Here is a 16,029-nt window from a genome sequence, read left to right on the forward strand (position 1 = left end):
AAATTAAGAATTAGCTAATATGTAATTTGAATGCACTTGGGTTATGAATAGGAACTAGCGATCGCTAGTTGAGCGTGTTGCAATAATATATTTTTATCCAGAGTATGTACGGGATATTGCGGTGTTACTGCCAGTAGTTTCTCAATTCTTCCTCTAGCTGCTTCTACCACTGCTTCATCTAAGCTACCGTTACTGAGGGAATCAGCAAAATCTTCAGCAATCTGATAAGTTCTTTCTATAGATGATGAGTTAATATTGCGTGAGACAATAAACAAGTCACAACCTGCATGAAGTGACCGCGCCACAGTACCAGCTTTCATAAACATATCTGAGATCGCTTTCATATCCAAGTCGTCAGATACAACCACTCCCTTAAATCCAAGTTCCTCTCTCAGTATCGTTTTGAGGATAGCTTGGGAAAGGGTTGCTGGAACTTCGGTATCTATCTTGGGAAATAAGATATGAGCAGTCATGATCAAAGGAATCTGGACTTCGATTAAGGCTTTGAAGGGTATCAGTTCTCGAAGTCGTAGGTCTTCTAAACTTAAATTGAGTATTGGTAGCTCAATGTGAGAATCCTTGCTAGTGTCTCCATGTCCGGGGAAGTGCTTGGCGCATCCCAAAATTCCTGAATCTCGAAGTCCAAGGTAGTAGTCACGCGCACCTTGAGTAGCAGTTTCGAGAGAGTTACCAAAGGCGCGAGTCCCAATTACAGGGTTATTGGGATGGGAAAAAATATCTGCGACAGGTGCCCAAGATAAGTTAATACCCAGTGATTTTAGTTCTAATGCTGTGGCTTTTGCTACTTCGTAGGCGTGCGATCGCAGCAATAAGGCATGAGGAAAGCGGGTAATTGGCAGTGGTGTACGAATTACACGACCTCCTTCATGATCGAGAGTGATGAACATGGAATCACGTTCAGTATATTCTCGTATCTGGCTGTTCAAATCCTTGAAGCTTTCCAGCCAAACCTGATATGGAGTGCCATCCCGAAAATTCTTAGCAAAAAAGATCGCCCCAATCGGTTTTAATTCATTGAGTGCGCGTTTATCGTCATCGCTTAATGTAGTGCCGGAAATACCTAGAATCAGGTGATGTCCAAAGCGCTTTAGCTCTTGCGATACACTCATAATCTTTTACCCATAAGTTGTGAGGTAAACAAGTGGGTTGTTCAACCTAGAGGACATAAACATTTATCCTACACCCTTACAGGGAGCGGAAAGGCAAGTTTTTTATTCTTGTCTTAGATACCCAGTAAAGAGAGACTTAGATCCCCGACTTCTTGAAGAAGTCGGGGATCTTTTTGTTTGTAGCTCATTTGGAATTGCTATATGTGGGAAATTAATTAGCAGTCTTTTAGCAATGCTCCAGACATTTCCTCACAGCAAATACACAAATTAGCAAAGAAATCAACTACTTTCAGACAAGCTTTGGGATTAGCTATTTTCAGTCAAAGGAAATACTTTTGTTTCCTTAAATCTCTTGTGTGTAAATATAGATGAAATGCACGCCGCAAAGCTATTGCCAACAATGGTATTGGCAATTTGCTAGAGCGGGTGTGCGTAGGTAAAATTCCCTTTGGCAAAAGTTTTTTGGGGAAGCGATCGCACAATAACTGCCAAATGTAACGGATTGCAACGTATAATGAGAACGACAAAACGGTTAAGAAATATTGAAGAGCAGTAGGGTTACATGCGAGTAGCGATCGCGGGAGCGGGACTAGCAGGACTTTCCTGCGCGAAATATCTTACAGACGCAGGTCACACACCCATTGTCTTGGAACGTCGGGACGTTCTGGGCGGTAAAGTGGCAGCGTGGAAAGATGCCGATGGAGATTGGTACGAAACAGGTCTGCACATCTTTTTTGGGGCATATCCCAATATGTTGCAGTTATTCAAAGAACTGGACATTGAAGATCGATTGCAGTGGAAAGAACACACAATGATCTTCAACCAGCCAGATGCACCAGGTACTTACAGCCGCTTTGATTTCCCGGATTTGCCGGCACCGATTAATGGTATAGTGGCAATTCTGCGAAACAACGACATGCTGACATGGCCAGAAAAAATCCGCTTTGGCATCGGATTATTACCGGTCATGATTCAGGGGCAAAAGTACGTTGAAGAAATGGACAAATATTCCTGGACAGATTGGCTGCGTAAACACAAAATTCCAGAACGGGTCAATAAAGAAGTTTTTATTGCCATGGCCAAGTCGCTGAACTTCATCGACCCAGATGAAATTTCGGCAACCATTCTTTTAACCGCCCTCAATCGCTTCCTCCAGGAAAAAAATGGCTCGAAAATGGCCTTTCTGGATGGTTCGCCAACAGAACGATTGTGTCAACCTATAGTAGATTACATCACCGAAGGCGGTGGAGAAGTCCGCTTGAATGCCCCTTTAAAAGAGATTTTGCTAAACGCCGATGGTAGCGTCAAAGGATACTTGATTCGGGGGTTGAATGGGGATAAAGATGAAGTTTTCACGGCGGATTTGTATGTATCTGCCATGCCCGTTGACCCTCTGAAGGTGATTTTGCCAGCGCCTTGGAAGCAAATGGAGTTTTTCCAAAAGCTAGAAGGCTTAGAAGGCGTACCTGTGATCAACGTGCATTTGTGGTTTGATCGTAAACTTACGCAAATTGATCACTTGCTATTCTCGCGATCGCCCCTCCTAAGCGTTTATGCTGATATGAGCAATACCTGCCGTGAATACGCCAACCCCGAACGCTCGATGCTGGAATTAGTTCTAGCCCCGGCAAAAGATTGGATTGCCAAATCCGATGAGGAGATTGTGGCTGCCACTATTGCCGAGTTAGAAAAACTCTTCCCCGACCACTTTGGGGGAGACAATCCAGCAACATTGCTGAAATCTCATGTGGTGAAAACGCCCCGTTCAGTTTACAAAGCGACCCCTGGTCGTCAACAGTACCGTCCCTCGCAAACAACCCCCATTAGTAACTTCTATCTCAGCGGGGATTACACCATGCAACGCTACTTAGCCAGTATGGAAGGTGCCGTACTTTCTGGTAAGCTGACAGCGCAGGCGATTTCTGAGGCCCTCCCGGTAGCAAATTCCTCAAACCTGCAAACGCTCACCCGACCGCCCGCAACGAATGCTGCAACTGCCTGATTCCCCGCCGCGCATGAAAACGCTGGTCTCTGTAGACGAGTCATACAAACTTTGTCGGCATCTCACAGCAAAGTATGCCAAGACTTTTTACCTGGGTACTTTGCTCATGAGTCCGGTAAAACGTCAATCTATTTGGTCAATTTACGCTTGGTGTCGCCGTACAGATGAATTGGTGGATGGACCCGCATCTGCTATTACCACGCCAGAAACCCTAGACCTATGGGAACAGCAGCTGGAATCGATTTTTGCGGGACGCCCATTAGAAAATTACGATGTGGCTTTAGTTGATACCCTCCAGCGCTTTCCAATGGACATTCAGCCCTTTCGGGATATGATTGCCGGTCAGCGCATGGACTTATATCGCAGTCGTTATGAAACCTTTGAGGATTTATACCTCTACTGTTACCGCGTTGCTGGTACTGTTGGCTTAATGTCAACATCAGTTATGGGTGTGGATAGCACCATATACACAGCACCGTGGCGGCAGAACAAACAACCATATCTTCCCACAGAAGAAGCGATCGCTCTGGGAATTGCCAATCAACTCACCAACATCCTGCGGGATGTAGGAGAAGATGCCAAACGGGGACGGATCTACATTCCCCTTGAGGACTTGGCAAAATTCAACTATACCGAGCAAGACTTCTTCCAAGGTGTGGTAGATGATCGTTGGCGGGCGTTGATGCGCTTTCAAATTGACCGCGCTCGCCAATTCTACACCACATCTGACCAGGGAATTACTTATTTAGCATCCGATGCCCGTTGGCCAGTGTGGGCAGCATCAATGCTGTACGGGCAGATTTTGGAGGCGATTGAACGCAACGATTACGATGTATTCAGTCAGAGGGCTTACGTCCCCCAGTGGAAAAAGTTACGTACTTTACCTATAGCTTGGATGCGATCGCAAGTCCTTTAAAAAATTAGTCATTAGTCCTTTGTTATTCACTAATAACCAATGACTAATGATTAATGCCCACTTGCCCTGAGCGGAGCCGTACCACTTCGTGGAAACAAGCTACGCGTAGCGTCTCGTAGAGAAGGGATGCCCAATTAAAAATGACTATTGACTTCCCCCAACAAACCTGCTACAATTAATATTCGTGAGTCATGGAGAGGTGGCTGAGTGGTCGAAAGCGGCAGATTGCTAATCTGTTGTACGGCAGGCAACTCCGTACCGAGGGTTCGAATCCCTCCCTCTCCGTTTTTAAGCCTCTGATACACGCATCAGGGTAAATACTTCTACTCCCAAAGATGGATGATATGATTTATCCTTTGGGGTCTTGATTAAGATCCAGCTAAGTTACAAACCTAGTTTGAATCTTACTTTTAGACTCCTAAATATCTGAGGAGTGAAAGTAATTTATGAGAAAAATTAGCGCCGCCTTAACCTTCAGTATAGCTACCCTAGCAATTGGGTTTCTAGTTGGAGCTTGTGGTGATAGCAGTACCCCTAATGGCACAGCTAACAACGGAAGTACTGCGACACCAGCAGCAAACTCAACTACTACAAGCAGTGCTAAAGGGCTAAAAATTGGTTCACTGCTACCGTCAACAGGCGACTTGGCTTCTGTAGGACAGCAGATGCTTGGTTCCGTCCCTTTACTTGTTGATACAGTCAACGCTTGCGGTGGGGTGAATGGAGAACCTGTTTCCTTGGTACAAGTAGACGACCAAACCGACCCCAAAGCTGGTGCTGCTGGTATGGCAAAACTGGCAACTTTGGATAAAGTAGCAGGTGTAGTTGGTTCCTTTGCCAGTAGCGTTTCTAGTGCAGCAGTCTCCATTGCCACGCCGAATAAAGTCATGCTGGTTTCCCCTGGTAGTACCAGTCCCATATTTACTGAAAAGGCCAAAAAAGGCGATTTTAAAGGCTTTTGGGCGCGTACTGCTCCTCCCGATACCTACCAAGCATTAGCTTTAGCCCAACTTGCCAGAAAAAAAGGTTTCAAACGAGTTTCTACAGTCGTCATTAATAACGACTATGGCGTGGGCTTTGAAAAAGCATTTGTGGAAACTTTTGAAAAATTGGGTGGAACCATCGTTAATAAAGATAAGCCTGTGCGCTACGATCCCAAAGCCCAGACATTTGATACAGAAGCGGCTGCTGCTTTTGCGGGTAAGCCAGATGCAGTTCTGGCTGTACTGTACGCCGAAACTGGTAGTCTGTTCCTGAAAGCCGCCTATCAGCAAGGTGTGACTAAGGGAGTGCAAATTCTGCTGACAGATGGGGTGAAATCACCTACTTTCCCAGAACAAGTTGGCAAAGATGGTGATAAATATATTTTAGCTGGAGCGATCGGCACAGTACCCGGTTCCGATGGTAAAGCACTAGAAGCTTTCAACAAGCTGTGGAAGGATAAAAAGGGTAGTCAACCAGGGGAATATGCTCCTCAGGCTTGGGATGCGGCGGCTTTATTGACATTGGCAGCGCAATCTGCTAAGGAAAATACAGGCGTTGGCATAGCCAGCAAAATCCGTGAAGTTGCTGATGGACCTGGCACAGAAGTTACCGATGTCTGCGAGGGACTGAAGTTACTTAAAGATGGTAAAAAGATTAACTACCAAGGAGCCAGTGGCAACGTGGATGTTGATGCTAATGGCGATGTCGTCGGTGTATATGATGTTTGGACAGTAGGAGATGATGGCAAAATCAAGGTAATTGATAAAGTTACCCCTAAGTAGAAAGTTAGTAGTTAGGAGTTAGGGACTGACAAATAAAAAAACATCCCAAATTTTTTTTGTGGGATGGGTGTCCCCACCCGTCCTAGATTTAGGGCGCTCATGTTGCCCACCCCACAAGATGAATAATTTATTTCTTGTCAGTCCCTTATGAGTGAAACATCATTAACTCTTAACTATTAACTCCTAACTTCTAACTTTTAAAACCCAGTGAAGTTGTAACCAACTCCTAACAACAAGCCCACATCAGTTTGATCGAAAAAGCCGGCATTTATAGCAGCCGTTGCTGTGAATTGAGGAGTTAGAGGCACATCAATACCAGCAGATGCCAAAAAGGCCAATTTTGAATCATCACCAGTTTTATAAGCTGCACCCACTCCAATGTAAGGTGCGATCGCTAACGGTTCGCTAAAAGCATCTGCTGATTTGAAGGTAAAATCGTAGGTGATGGGAACTAGAATTGTGGTACTGTTCCCAAATACGGCTGAGGGTCGCACAGATATAGCCTTTGTCAGTCCGATTTTGCTCACTACCGCGAAATTACCGTCGCCCAAAGACGCGTCACCATCACCACTCAAACCAATATTAGCAGCAACGCCAATATAGCTGCTGCCACCACGGGTAGTTCTACCTAAATCAATATCCGATTGCGCCACTTTGGTAGCAGATGGTTCAGAACTAGTTTCAGAAGTCGGCTGTACAAACTCAGAAGTGAGCGTCGCAGATGAAGTTGCTACTGTCCCTGGAACGGGTGTAGCCGTTGCGTCGGTATTTTCCTGTATCGCAGCGTTTGGGGGCTGCTGTACCTTAGCTAAATTTGTTGCTGTAAATGTTTCAGTTGTTTCTATAGAGAGCTTTTGGCTTACAGTGTCTAGTTCTGTACTAAACTCGTTGGGAGACGCTACAGTTGCGGAAGGGTCGGCTAATGGCTGACTGCTCACCTTGTCTACTGTCTGGGCACTTGCAGATAAGCCGCTACTTAGGACTGCAAGAGCAGCTATACTTGGCAGCCAAAAAACACCTTTACGAAAAAAAATAGTATTCACGTTCACTCCTAAAACAACATTGCCACGAAAAATAAAGGTTTTTGTTGATTTAAGTCAACAAATTCGGGCAATACTCAAAATTTAACATCAAAGAATCGGTTTTTCCATTCTGATTTTGCTGGATTTCTCTACTTAGATATTTGCGAGCCAAAAATTAAATACTATAGTAATCTGAATCATTTATGAGAAACAAGATCCCCGACAACTTTTACCAAGTCGGGGATCTGCGGGTTGCAATTTTCACAATTAAATAAAATTGCTATATATTCTGAAATATCCTGAATTTGACAGATGACATTAAGTAAAGAGACAATTTGTTGAGGAGATCATTAGGATTGCGACCTTGCCACCAAAGACGGGTTGATTGTGAAGTGATATTACGAAGCTTGCAAAAATATTTAGAAATTGTCTACAAGGCAAACATGGTTCTAACGTAGAACCTATTAGGAGAGACTGGAGGCAAATGTGATGAGCGGAAATAATATTCAAAAGTATCGGTTTGTCTGTACTCTGACTTTCGGTGATATCTACGGTCAAATAATTGTTTGGTTGATTACAATTACCCTGAGTTTGGCATCAGCCTTAGCGCTGATGGGTGCCAAGCGACCCGTATACGCTTTAGCAACAGCAGGTCTGGTAGTTCTGCTATCGCTACCTTTCTTGTTGTTTGCCTTTGTCACGACCTTGTTAAATCATATTGAAGTTACTCCTGTAGGACCGGGAACCAAAATGGAACCGATGCCAGGTAATGTGTCTCAGCAACAACCTGTACAAGCAACTAGCTAAGGAGTTAGGAGTTAGGAGTTAGGAGTTAGGAGTTACTCAATCTGTCTCATAACTCTTCATAATTTCAAAATTTGTAATCACATCCCTGTCTATAGGCAGGGAATTTTTTTGTAGAGATGCGATCGCAATTCCTCTAACTACCTGATTAATCACCTCTCTACAATAGAACAGCAGTGGTTTGCAATCAGGGGGCTTATTATGCTGGAACATGATGTGATTATTGTCGGGGGTGGATTGGCGGGATGTCGCGCTGCTCTGGAAATTGCCCGCACTGACCCTAGTTTAAATATTGCTGTGGTTGCCAAAACCCACCCAATTCGTTCCCACTCGGTGGCGGCTCAAGGTGGTATGGCTGCATCGTTGAAAAATGTTGATTCCGAAGATAGTTGGGAAGCACACGCTTTTGATACTGTCAAGGGTTCTGATTACTTGGCAGACCAAGACGCTGTGGCAATTCTCGCCCAGGAAGCGCCAGATGTGGTGATTGACTTGGAACATATCGGCGTTTTGTTCTCTCGCTTACCCGATGGGCGCATTGCTCAACGGGCTTTTGGGGGACATTCTCACAACCGTACTTGCTACGCTGCTGACAAGACCGGTCACGCAATTTTGCACGAATTGGTTAACAATTTGCGGCGTTATGGGGTGCAAGTTTATGAGGAGTGGTACGTGATGCGTCTCATTTTAGAAGAAAATGAGGCGAAGGGTGTGGTCATGTTCCATCTTTTGGATGGACAGATAGAGGTGGTACGGGCTAAAGCGGTGATGTTTGCCACAGGGGGCTATGGCCGCGTTTATAATACCACCTCTAATGATTACGCCTCTTCTGGTGATGGTTTGGCAATGACTGCGATCGCAGGTTTGCCCCTCGAAGATATGGAATTTGTCCAGTTTCATCCCACTGGTTTATATCCGGTAGGGGTGCTGATTTCGGAAGCGGTACGGGGAGAAGGGGCATATCTGATTAATAGTGAAGGCGATCGCTTTATGGCGAACTATGCCCCTAGTCGTATGGAACTAGCTCCTCGTGATATTACCTCACGAGCAATTACTTACGAAATTCGCGCCGGACGTGGTATTCATCTCGATGGAACTGCTGGTGGTCCTTTTGTCTATCTGGATCTGCGCCATCTGGGTAAAGAAAAAATTATGAGTCGCGTTCCCTTCTGTTGGGAAGAAGCCCATCGTTTGGTAGGTGTGGACGCGGTAACTCAACCTATGCCAGTCCGCCCGACAAATCACTATTGTATGGGTGGTATACCAGTTAACACCGATGGTCAAGTTCGTAGTAGTGGCGATGGTTTAGTTGAGGCTTTCTTTGCTGCTGGAGAAACATCTTGTGTTTCCGTACATGGTGCCAATCGTCTGGGTAGTAATTCACTGCTGGAGTGTGTAGTTTATGGTAAGAGGACTGGGGCTGCGATCGCCAAATTCGTACAAAAACGTAAGTTACCCTCTGTAAATGAGCAACATTACATAACAGAAGCCCAACAACAAATTCAAGCTTTGCTAGAACAAGCAGGACAATATCGTATTAACCAAGTCCGTCAAGCCTTGCAGGATTGTATGACTGAGTACTGTGGTGTTTTTCGCACTGAGGCATTCATGACTGAAGGTTTGCAGAAACTAGAAGAAATACAACAGCAATACCCTCAGATTTATTTAGATGACAAAGGTAGTTGCTGGAATACGGAACTCGTGGAAGCCTTGGAACTGCGAAGTTTGATGGTAGTAGGGCAGACCATTTTGGCATCAGCCCTGAATCGTCAAGAAAGTCGTGGCGCTCATTTCCGCGAAGACTATTCCCAGCGAGATGATGCTAACTTTCTCAAACACACAATGGCTTACTATTCACCAGCCGGAATTGATATTCAATATCGACCGGTGGCCATCACCATGTTTGAACCAAAAGAGCGGAAGTATTAGCCAAAGGTAAATTTCTGTGATAAATCGAGGGGACAACAAAAATTTTGTCCCCCTCGATTCAGAATATAAAATTATCAAGTTATCAATTAGAATCTAATTGTTTCTGAATCACAGCTATTATTTCTTCCCAAGCCGGATCATTTAATTTTATTGCAGCATCACGATGACGAGATTTTCGTCTATCCATGTAAGCATAAAAGGCTTGCTTATCATCCTTGTGGGTGAGAAGGTAACTCTTTAGCTCTTGGTCGCTCATTGCTGCATAGTTTACCATATTCATAGTTTTATACTACATTATTCATGGTTCTATACTACATTCATGGTTCTATACTACCATCTGGCGTAATTTCTTCTCTCTGTTCCCTCTGTGCCTCTGCGGTTCGTTAGAAAATTTGACTTTGATAAAGAGTTTTAGCCTTAACTGAACCGTATTGACAGGGTTCTACGATCGCACCTGCTGAATCTGAGTTAAATTCTTTAAAGACACTGATTGAGCAGTAAGTACAAAAATATTTTCTGTATCCCGTAAAATTCTTACTATAAAAAACAAGGTTTTTATTGAAAATATGAATAATTCACAAACTTGGTATATTGTAAAGCGCTCTGGTGGAAACTGCGAAATTATCGCCAGCGACCAAGTTAGCGAAGACAATCCAGAGATTATAGAACAGTGGGGGCCTTTTAGTTCGCAAGCAGAAGCGATCGCTCGACGTGTCGGACTTATTAGGGCTGGAAAGTGCCAACCAGTTTAAGTTAGGAGTAGAAGTTAAGAGTTAACAATGATGGTTTTTATTCCTAACTCCTCACTATTCACTCCTAACTTTATTTTTCTGCTGTAGGTGTGCCCTTAGCAGCAATTTTTTTACCTATCACTTCCACTGCTTTAGCGAATTGAGGGTCTGCTAGGGTAGCGATTTTGTCACGTCCATGAAGCCACAATTCCTGGATTTGCTGTTTGGTCAAATCCACCTTCACATCTGGTTCAATGCCTTTATGATTGATATCTCTACCACTGGGGGTATAATAATGAGCAATTGTCACCGCCAATCCTGAACCATCTTCCAGGGGACGCACCGATTGCACCAGTCCCTTACCAAAGGTTTGAGTGCCGACCAAAGTAGCACGCTTATTATCTTGCAAAGCCCCTGAAAGGATTTCACTAGCACTGGCTGAACCTTTATCTACCAGTACCACCAACGGTTTATTTGTCAAGGCTCGTCCATTTGCCTCTTCCTTTTCTGCCTCTCCTTGGCGCTCAACAGTGGAGACAATCTTACCTTTATCTATCCACATTCGGGCAATATCCACACTAGAGAAGAGTAAGCCGCCGGGATTACCACGCAGATCGAGGATATATCCAGCTACCTTTTTGCTTTCTAAATCTTTGATGGCGGTTTGCATTTCTTTACCAGCATTGGCGCTGAACTGGTTCAAGCGAATGTAACCAAGATTCCCTGCTGGAGTTTGCTTTTGGGAATACTTAACTGGATGGATTTCAATCCGTGCCCGTTTGATGTCAAATTGTTTTGTCTGACGATCGCGTTGAATAGTCAGGCTGACTTGGGTTCCTGCTTCACCCCTAATCAAGGATACAGCCTGATTTGTATCCATCCCCTTAGTATCTTTGCCGTTGATTTTGAGGATGACATCTTTCGCCAAAACACCAGCTTTAAAGGCTGGTGTATCTTCAATTGGCGCAATTACAACCAGTTGCTTGGTTTTTTCATCTTGACCAATTGTGATCCCAATTCCTGTGAGTTCTCCAGAAGTATCCACTTGCATACTCTTGAATTCCTCTGGGTCCATGAACCGGGTGTAGGGGTCTTGTAGCTTTTTCAGCATTTCCCGAATGGACTTATACGCTTCTTGCGGATTACTGTAGGACTTGCTCAAGTATTCCTTACGAACAGCCTGCCAATCGACCTGATTAAAAGTACCATCTACGTATTGGCGCTGAACAATTTGCCAAACTTCATCTACCAATTCTTTAGGACTTGCTTTAAATAAAGCCTGACCTCGCGAATGAATGCCAAGGCTAGTAACAGCGATCGTGGAGAGTGTCACTGCCGTAGCACCCAAAACAAGCCTACTTTTTGTAATCACCATAATGACAGCTGCGTCAGAGGGAAAATATATAGTCAGTATGCTCAATCTAACACAGGCTACCACTGTACAGACGGAGTATGTATTCTAATTTAAACAAAATACTTGACAATCTGGCGAATTGGGGATTAGGGATTGGGCACTTGTACTGAACGCAGTCGTTGGCGCAGCCTCTCCAAGAGTTGTATGGGGCATTGATTATTTTTCTTGTCTCCTTTGTCCCCCTCATCTCCCCCTGCTTCCCCTGCTCCGATTAAGGTTCTACCCAGCGTTCATCTGCCTTAATGAGGTTAATTAATTCCTCTACACCTTTATCTTCTGGGACTTTTTTAATTTCTTCTCGGCCACGATACAAAGAAATGTAACCAGGTGTTTTGCCAACATACCCATAGTCGGCATCTGCCATTTCTCCAGGGCCATTGACAATGCAACCCATAACTGCAATGTCTAACCCAGTTAGGTGTTTAGTGGCTTCCCGGACTTTGTGCAGCACTTCCTCTAGGTTAAACAAAGTGCGTCCACAGGAAGGACAAGCGACGTATTCCACCATCGTTTTTCGCAATCCCAAAGCTTGGAGAATGCTGTAACAGACGGGAATTTCTTTTTCTGGTGCTTCTGTAAGTGAGACACGAATTGTATCACCAATTCCATCAGCAAGTAAGGTAGCAATACCAGCCGTGGATTTAATTCGCCCGTATTCACCATCACCGGCTTCTGTGACGCCTAAATGTAACGGGTAATCCATACCCAGGTCATCCATCCGCTTGGCAATGAGGCGATAGGCGGCTACCATCACCGGTACTCGTGACGCTTTCATGGAAATTACTAAGTTGCGGAAATCCAAAGATTCACAGATGCGGATGAATTCTATGGCAGATTCTACCATTCCTTCGGGGGTATCGCCGTAAGTAAATAACATCCGTTCCGCGAGGGAACCGTGATTTACCCCAATTCGCATCGATTTACCTTGGTCGCGCAAAGAAACTACTAGAGGTTCTAAGGTTTCGCGGATTTTATCGCCAATTTCGTCAAATTCGGTTTTAGTATACTCAGTTCGATTGACGTTTGGTTTTTCAAACACATACAAGCCGGGATTAATCCGCACTTTCTCTATATGCTTGGCGACTTCCACAGCGATTTTTAGCCCATTGTGATGGACATCAGCCACAATTGGGACGTCTTGGTAAGTTTTAATTAGTTTTTGTTTAATTTCTGCTAAAGCTTTAGCATGAGCCATACTCGGCACCGTGACGCGGACAATTTCGCAGCCAATTTCGTGCAGACGACGAATACCAGCTACGGAACCATCAATATCAAGAGTGTCTTCGTTAATCATTGACTGCACCACAACGGGGTAGCCGCCGCCAATAGTGACATTTCCCACCTTTACAGGACGGGTTTTACGCCGCTTGATAGTTGTATCAAAGGTGGCTTGACTGGATGTGATGCTTGAAGTGTTTACTGTGGGCAGAGTTTGCATAACCTGAATAGGTAAATTTGCTGTCGCTAAAATATCAGATTTAATAAATCTCTGTTTCTCAGATTGCCACAGCTAGCGCTTTTTTGGACGATTACTATAGAAAAAAAATGGAGAATGAGAAAGGCAAAGAATTGAAGTAGGCAGGAGGGGCAATTCACTTATAGGATTCGACACTTCGACGTTACTTAGTGACCACCTTTCCTGAGTTGGAGCCACTGAACGGTAGTTCGGTAGGAGTACTAAACCTAACACCCGTTTGGTCACGGCAGTTATTGCTGATAGCGCCGCGTTAGCGAGTCCGCGAACATCGGGCTGTTTTCCTCCTGCAATAACTGCCCTTTGCCTCCTGTCATTCCTCGATAAAAAAGGGCGAGGAAGACACACACACCCCCGAAGTATAAATATTTTCTGCACGTTTTAGTGTAGTTATTACAAGACCTTACACTGTCCATGATGTCGTAACAAATGGTCACACAACACTAGCGCCACCATCGCCTCAACCATTGGAACTGCACGCGGTAACACACAAGGATCATGGCGTCCTTTTGCTGCTAATAGCGTTTCTTCACCTTCACGAGTTACTGTTTTTTGCTCTTTTCTAATTGTCGCCGTCGGCTTAAATGCAACTCGTAAAATGATATTTTCACCGTTGGAAATTCCCCCCTGAATACCGCCAGAACGGTTAGTTACAGTGCGAATTTCACCCTTTTCATCAATATAATATTCGTCGTTATGCTCAATTCCCGTTAACACCGTCCCTCCGAAACCGGAACCAATTTCAAAGCCTTTGCTAGCAGGGAGAGACATCACACCCTTAGCGATATCAGCTTCCAATTTATCAAATACTGGTTCGCCCAAACCTTTCGGGACATTACGCGCCACACATTCTACGACACCACCGATAGAATCACCAAGTCTACCAACTTGCTCAATTAATTCAATCATGCGATCGCTACATTCAGCATCAGGACAGCGAACGATGTTGCTTTCCACTTGTTCTAAGGTGACAGTATTTGGATCAACTACACCTTCCAAGTCTTTGATGCGCTTGACGTAACCGATAACTTCGACATTGGCAACTTGACGGAGAATTTTTTTAGCGATCGCACCTGCTGCTACTCTGCCAATTGTCTCACGCGCTGACGACCTACCCCCACCTTGCCAATTGCGAATGCCATATTTTGCATCATAAGTTGCATCCGCATGAGAAGGGCGATACTTCTCGGCCATCTCGTCGTAGTCTTGCGAACGAGCGTCTTTGTTCCGTACCAAAATCGCTATAGGCGTTCCCAAAGTTTTACCTTCAAATACCCCTGATAAAATCTCGCAGGTATCCGCTTCTTTGCGAGGGGTGGTAATTTTACTTTGTCCCGGACGCCTTCTATCTAATTCTACTTGAATTTCTTCTGCCGAAATTTCCAGTTGTGGAGGACAACCATCAATCACAACCCCCACACCGCCGCCGTGAGATTCACCAAAAGTAGTTATGCGAAATAGATGACCAAAAGTGTTGCCCATTATCTTAAGTAAAAAGGATGAGGCTTATGTATTTTACCTAGAGTTCGTGCAAAAGTTAATTTTTGTGCTTGTTTTGGCACTTGGACTTTATGACGTATAACCCATCTTTTACATATACAAATAAGAAAGCGCCCTCTTTTACGAGAGGGCGCTTTCTCATTTAGCTAAACTTTCAGAATTAACCGTTGATAGCAGGAGCGGTTAGAGCTACAGGAGCAAAATCACCAGCAGCCAAATCTAGAGGGAAGTTGTGAGCGTTGCGCTCGTGCATTACTTCCATACCCAGGTTAGCCCGGTTGATTACATCTGCCCAAGTTGCAATTACACGACCTTCAGAGTCAATGATTGATTGGTTGAAGTTGAAACCGTTCAAGTTGAACGCCATTGTGCTGACACCCAAGGCGGTGAACCAGATACCGATTACAGGCCACGCTGCTAAGAAGAAGTGCAGTGAGCGGCTGTTGTTGAAGGAAGCGTATTGGAAGATTAGACGACCGAAGTAGCCGTGGGCTGCAACGATGTTGTAGGTTTCTTCTTCTTGACCGAATTTGTAACCGTAGTTAAGGGACTCGGTTTCGGTGGTTTCACGAACTAAGGAAGATGTAACCAAAGAACCGTGCATTGCAGAGAACAAACTTCCGCCGAATACACCTGCTACACCGAGTTGGTGGAAGGGGTGCATCAAGATGTTGTGTTCTGCTTGGAACACGATCATGAAGTTGAATGTTCCGCTTATTCCCAAAGGCATACCATCTGAGAAGGAACCTTGTCCGATGGGGTATACCAAGAAGACTGCGCTAGCTGCTGCAACTGGTGCAGAATAGGCGATCGCAATCCAAGGGCGCATACCTAAGCGGTAAGATAGTTCCCACTCACGACCCATGTAGCAGAAGATGCCGATGAGGAAGTGGAAAATTACCAATTGGTAAGGACCGCCGTTGTACAACCACTCATCTAAGGAAGCTGCTTCCCAAATTGGGTAGAAGTGCAAGCCGATAGCGTTGGAGGAAGGTACTACTGCACCAGAGATGATGTTGTTTCCGTAGATCAAGGAACCTGCTACTGGTTCACGGATACCATCGATGTCTACTGGAGGTGCGGCGATGAAGGCGATTACGAAGCAAGCGGTAGCGGCTAACAGGGTGGGGATCATTACTACCCCGAACCAACCGATGTAGATGCGGTTATTGGTGCTGGTGATCCAGCTACAGAACCGCTCCCATACGTTGGCGCTTTCGCGACGTTGAATGGTTGCTGTCATTGTTTTATAAGTGCTGTTATTTGCGAATGAATTAGGTAGGTTTGACTACCTGTTACACATCTTAAGTAATTTATTGCGTTTTGTAAAGTACTTTCAGA

13 protein-coding genes and 1 tRNA gene are annotated in these 16,029 nt (G+C 44.8%); 7 read left to right on the forward strand and 7 right to left on the reverse strand.

What is annotated here, in order from left to right; translation table 11 throughout:
* Nucleotides 1–41 precede the first annotated feature (41 nt).
* On the reverse strand, nt 42–1,130 hold the full coding sequence (gene nagZ, locus V7K50_RS12570) for a beta-N-acetylhexosaminidase (RefSeq protein WP_334960391.1): 1,089 nt from the start codon (nt 1,128–1,130) through the stop codon (nt 42–44).
* Nucleotides 1,131–1,692: 562 nt separating this feature from the next.
* Between nagZ and pds the strand changes: the two genes are divergently transcribed.
* The 4 genes from pds (at nt 1,693) to V7K50_RS12590 (ending at nt 5,814) form a co-directional block, all read left to right on the forward strand.
* Nucleotides 1,693–3,132: a 15-cis-phytoene desaturase gene (gene pds / locus V7K50_RS12575; RefSeq protein ID WP_334960393.1), complete on the forward strand. Its 1,440-nt coding sequence runs from the start codon at nt 1,693–1,695 to the stop codon at nt 3,130–3,132.
* Nucleotides 3,116–4,048 (forward strand): 15-cis-phytoene synthase CrtB, encoded by a 933-nt coding sequence (gene crtB / locus V7K50_RS12580; RefSeq protein WP_334960395.1) that lies wholly within the window; start codon nt 3,116–3,118, stop codon nt 4,046–4,048. Before pds ends, crtB begins: the two co-directional genes overlap by 17 nt.
* A gap of 193 nt (nt 4,049–4,241) precedes the next feature.
* Nucleotides 4,242–4,333 (forward strand) — tRNA-Ser (locus V7K50_RS12585).
* Between the two features lie 161 nt (nt 4,334–4,494).
* Nucleotides 4,495–5,814 (forward strand): ABC transporter substrate-binding protein, encoded by a 1,320-nt coding sequence (locus V7K50_RS12590; RefSeq protein WP_334960397.1) that lies wholly within the window; start codon nt 4,495–4,497, stop codon nt 5,812–5,814.
* Nucleotides 5,815–6,011: 197 nt separating this feature from the next.
* On the opposite strand, the gene V7K50_RS12595 is transcribed toward V7K50_RS12590, so the two are convergent.
* Nucleotides 6,012–6,857 carry a hypothetical protein gene (locus V7K50_RS12595; protein ID WP_334960399.1) on the reverse strand — a complete coding sequence of 282 codons (846 nt, stop codon included), beginning with the start codon at nt 6,855–6,857 and terminating at the stop codon, nt 6,012–6,014.
* Nucleotides 6,858–7,325: 468 nt separating this feature from the next.
* On the opposite strand from V7K50_RS12595, the gene V7K50_RS12600 reads away from it, so the two are divergent.
* Both V7K50_RS12600 and V7K50_RS12605 read left to right on the forward strand, forming a co-directional pair.
* Complete coding sequence (locus tag V7K50_RS12600; RefSeq protein WP_190732038.1) at nt 7,326–7,643, forward strand: hypothetical protein; 318 nt, start codon at nt 7,326–7,328, stop codon at nt 7,641–7,643.
* Between the two features lie 198 nt (nt 7,644–7,841).
* Nucleotides 7,842–9,569: a succinate dehydrogenase/fumarate reductase flavoprotein subunit gene (locus V7K50_RS12605; RefSeq protein WP_334960401.1), complete on the forward strand. Its 1,728-nt coding sequence runs from the start codon at nt 7,842–7,844 to the stop codon at nt 9,567–9,569.
* An 82-nt stretch (nt 9,570–9,651) separates the two neighbouring features.
* Here the strand turns inward: V7K50_RS12605 and V7K50_RS12610 are convergent, their stop codons facing one another.
* Nucleotides 9,652–9,849, reverse strand: a complete 198-nt coding sequence (locus tag V7K50_RS12610) for a DUF6887 family protein (protein WP_334960403.1) — start codon at nt 9,847–9,849, stop codon at nt 9,652–9,654.
* A 286-nt stretch (nt 9,850–10,135) separates the two neighbouring features.
* On the opposite strand from V7K50_RS12610, the gene V7K50_RS12615 reads away from it, so the two are divergent.
* On the forward strand, nt 10,136–10,321 hold the full coding sequence (locus V7K50_RS12615) for a DDE transposase family protein (RefSeq protein WP_334960405.1): 186 nt from the start codon (nt 10,136–10,138) through the stop codon (nt 10,319–10,321).
* A 70-nt stretch (nt 10,322–10,391) separates the two neighbouring features.
* Here the strand turns inward: V7K50_RS12615 and ctpC are convergent, their stop codons facing one another.
* The 4 genes from ctpC to psbA all read right to left on the reverse strand — a co-directional run bounded on the left by ctpC (nt 10,392) and on the right by psbA (nt 15,931).
* A complete protein-coding gene (gene ctpC, locus V7K50_RS12620) occupies nt 10,392–11,675 on the reverse strand; it encodes a carboxyl-terminal processing protease CtpC (protein WP_334960406.1) in 1,284 nt (427 codons plus the stop codon).
* 250 nt (nt 11,676–11,925) lie between these two features.
* Nucleotides 11,926–13,152, reverse strand: a complete 1,227-nt coding sequence (gene ispG / locus V7K50_RS12625) for a (E)-4-hydroxy-3-methylbut-2-enyl-diphosphate synthase (RefSeq protein WP_334960408.1) — start codon at nt 13,150–13,152, stop codon at nt 11,926–11,928.
* A gap of 429 nt (nt 13,153–13,581) precedes the next feature.
* Nucleotides 13,582–14,670: a chorismate synthase gene (gene aroC, locus V7K50_RS12630; protein ID WP_334960410.1), complete on the reverse strand. Its 1,089-nt coding sequence runs from the start codon at nt 14,668–14,670 to the stop codon at nt 13,582–13,584.
* 178 nt (nt 14,671–14,848) lie between these two features.
* The gene (gene psbA / locus V7K50_RS12635) at nt 14,849–15,931 is read right to left on the reverse strand and encodes a photosystem II q(b) protein (RefSeq protein WP_334960412.1); all 1,083 of its coding nucleotides are present in this window, start codon (nt 15,929–15,931) and stop codon (nt 14,849–14,851) included.
* Nucleotides 15,932–16,029: the final 98 nt, after the last annotated feature.

Source organism: Nostoc sp. (assembly GCF_036917135.1).
Lineage (GTDB): Bacteria > Cyanobacteriota > Cyanobacteriia > Cyanobacteriales > Nostocaceae > Nostoc.

What these genes read in the sequence shown, in the direction of transcription:
- psbA (WP_334960412.1), bottom strand. Translation starts at nt 15,931, where the DNA reads ATGACAGCAACCATTCAACGTCGCGAAAGCGCCAACGTATGGGAGCGG.
- V7K50_RS12610 (WP_334960403.1), bottom strand. Translation starts at nt 9,849, where the DNA reads ATGAATATGGTAAACTATGCAGCAATGAGCGACCAAGAGCTAAAGAGT.
- aroC (WP_334960410.1), bottom strand. Translation starts at nt 14,670, where the DNA reads ATGGGCAACACTTTTGGTCATCTATTTCGCATAACTACTTTTGGTGAA.
- ispG (WP_334960408.1), bottom strand. Translation starts at nt 13,152, where the DNA reads ATGCAAACTCTGCCCACAGTAAACACTTCAAGCATCACATCCAGTCAA.
- crtB (WP_334960395.1), top strand. Translation starts at nt 3,116, where the DNA reads ATGCTGCAACTGCCTGATTCCCCGCCGCGCATGAAAACGCTGGTCTCT.
- V7K50_RS12605 (WP_334960401.1), top strand. Translation starts at nt 7,842, where the DNA reads ATGCTGGAACATGATGTGATTATTGTCGGGGGTGGATTGGCGGGATGT.
- V7K50_RS12590 (WP_334960397.1), top strand. Translation starts at nt 4,495, where the DNA reads ATGAGAAAAATTAGCGCCGCCTTAACCTTCAGTATAGCTACCCTAGCA.
- nagZ (WP_334960391.1), bottom strand. Translation starts at nt 1,130, where the DNA reads ATGAGTGTATCGCAAGAGCTAAAGCGCTTTGGACATCACCTGATTCTA.
- V7K50_RS12600 (WP_190732038.1), top strand. Translation starts at nt 7,326, where the DNA reads ATGAGCGGAAATAATATTCAAAAGTATCGGTTTGTCTGTACTCTGACT.
- pds (WP_334960393.1), top strand. Translation starts at nt 1,693, where the DNA reads ATGCGAGTAGCGATCGCGGGAGCGGGACTAGCAGGACTTTCCTGCGCG.
- ctpC (WP_334960406.1), bottom strand. Translation starts at nt 11,675, where the DNA reads ATGGTGATTACAAAAAGTAGGCTTGTTTTGGGTGCTACGGCAGTGACA.
- V7K50_RS12615 (WP_334960405.1), top strand. Translation starts at nt 10,136, where the DNA reads ATGAATAATTCACAAACTTGGTATATTGTAAAGCGCTCTGGTGGAAAC.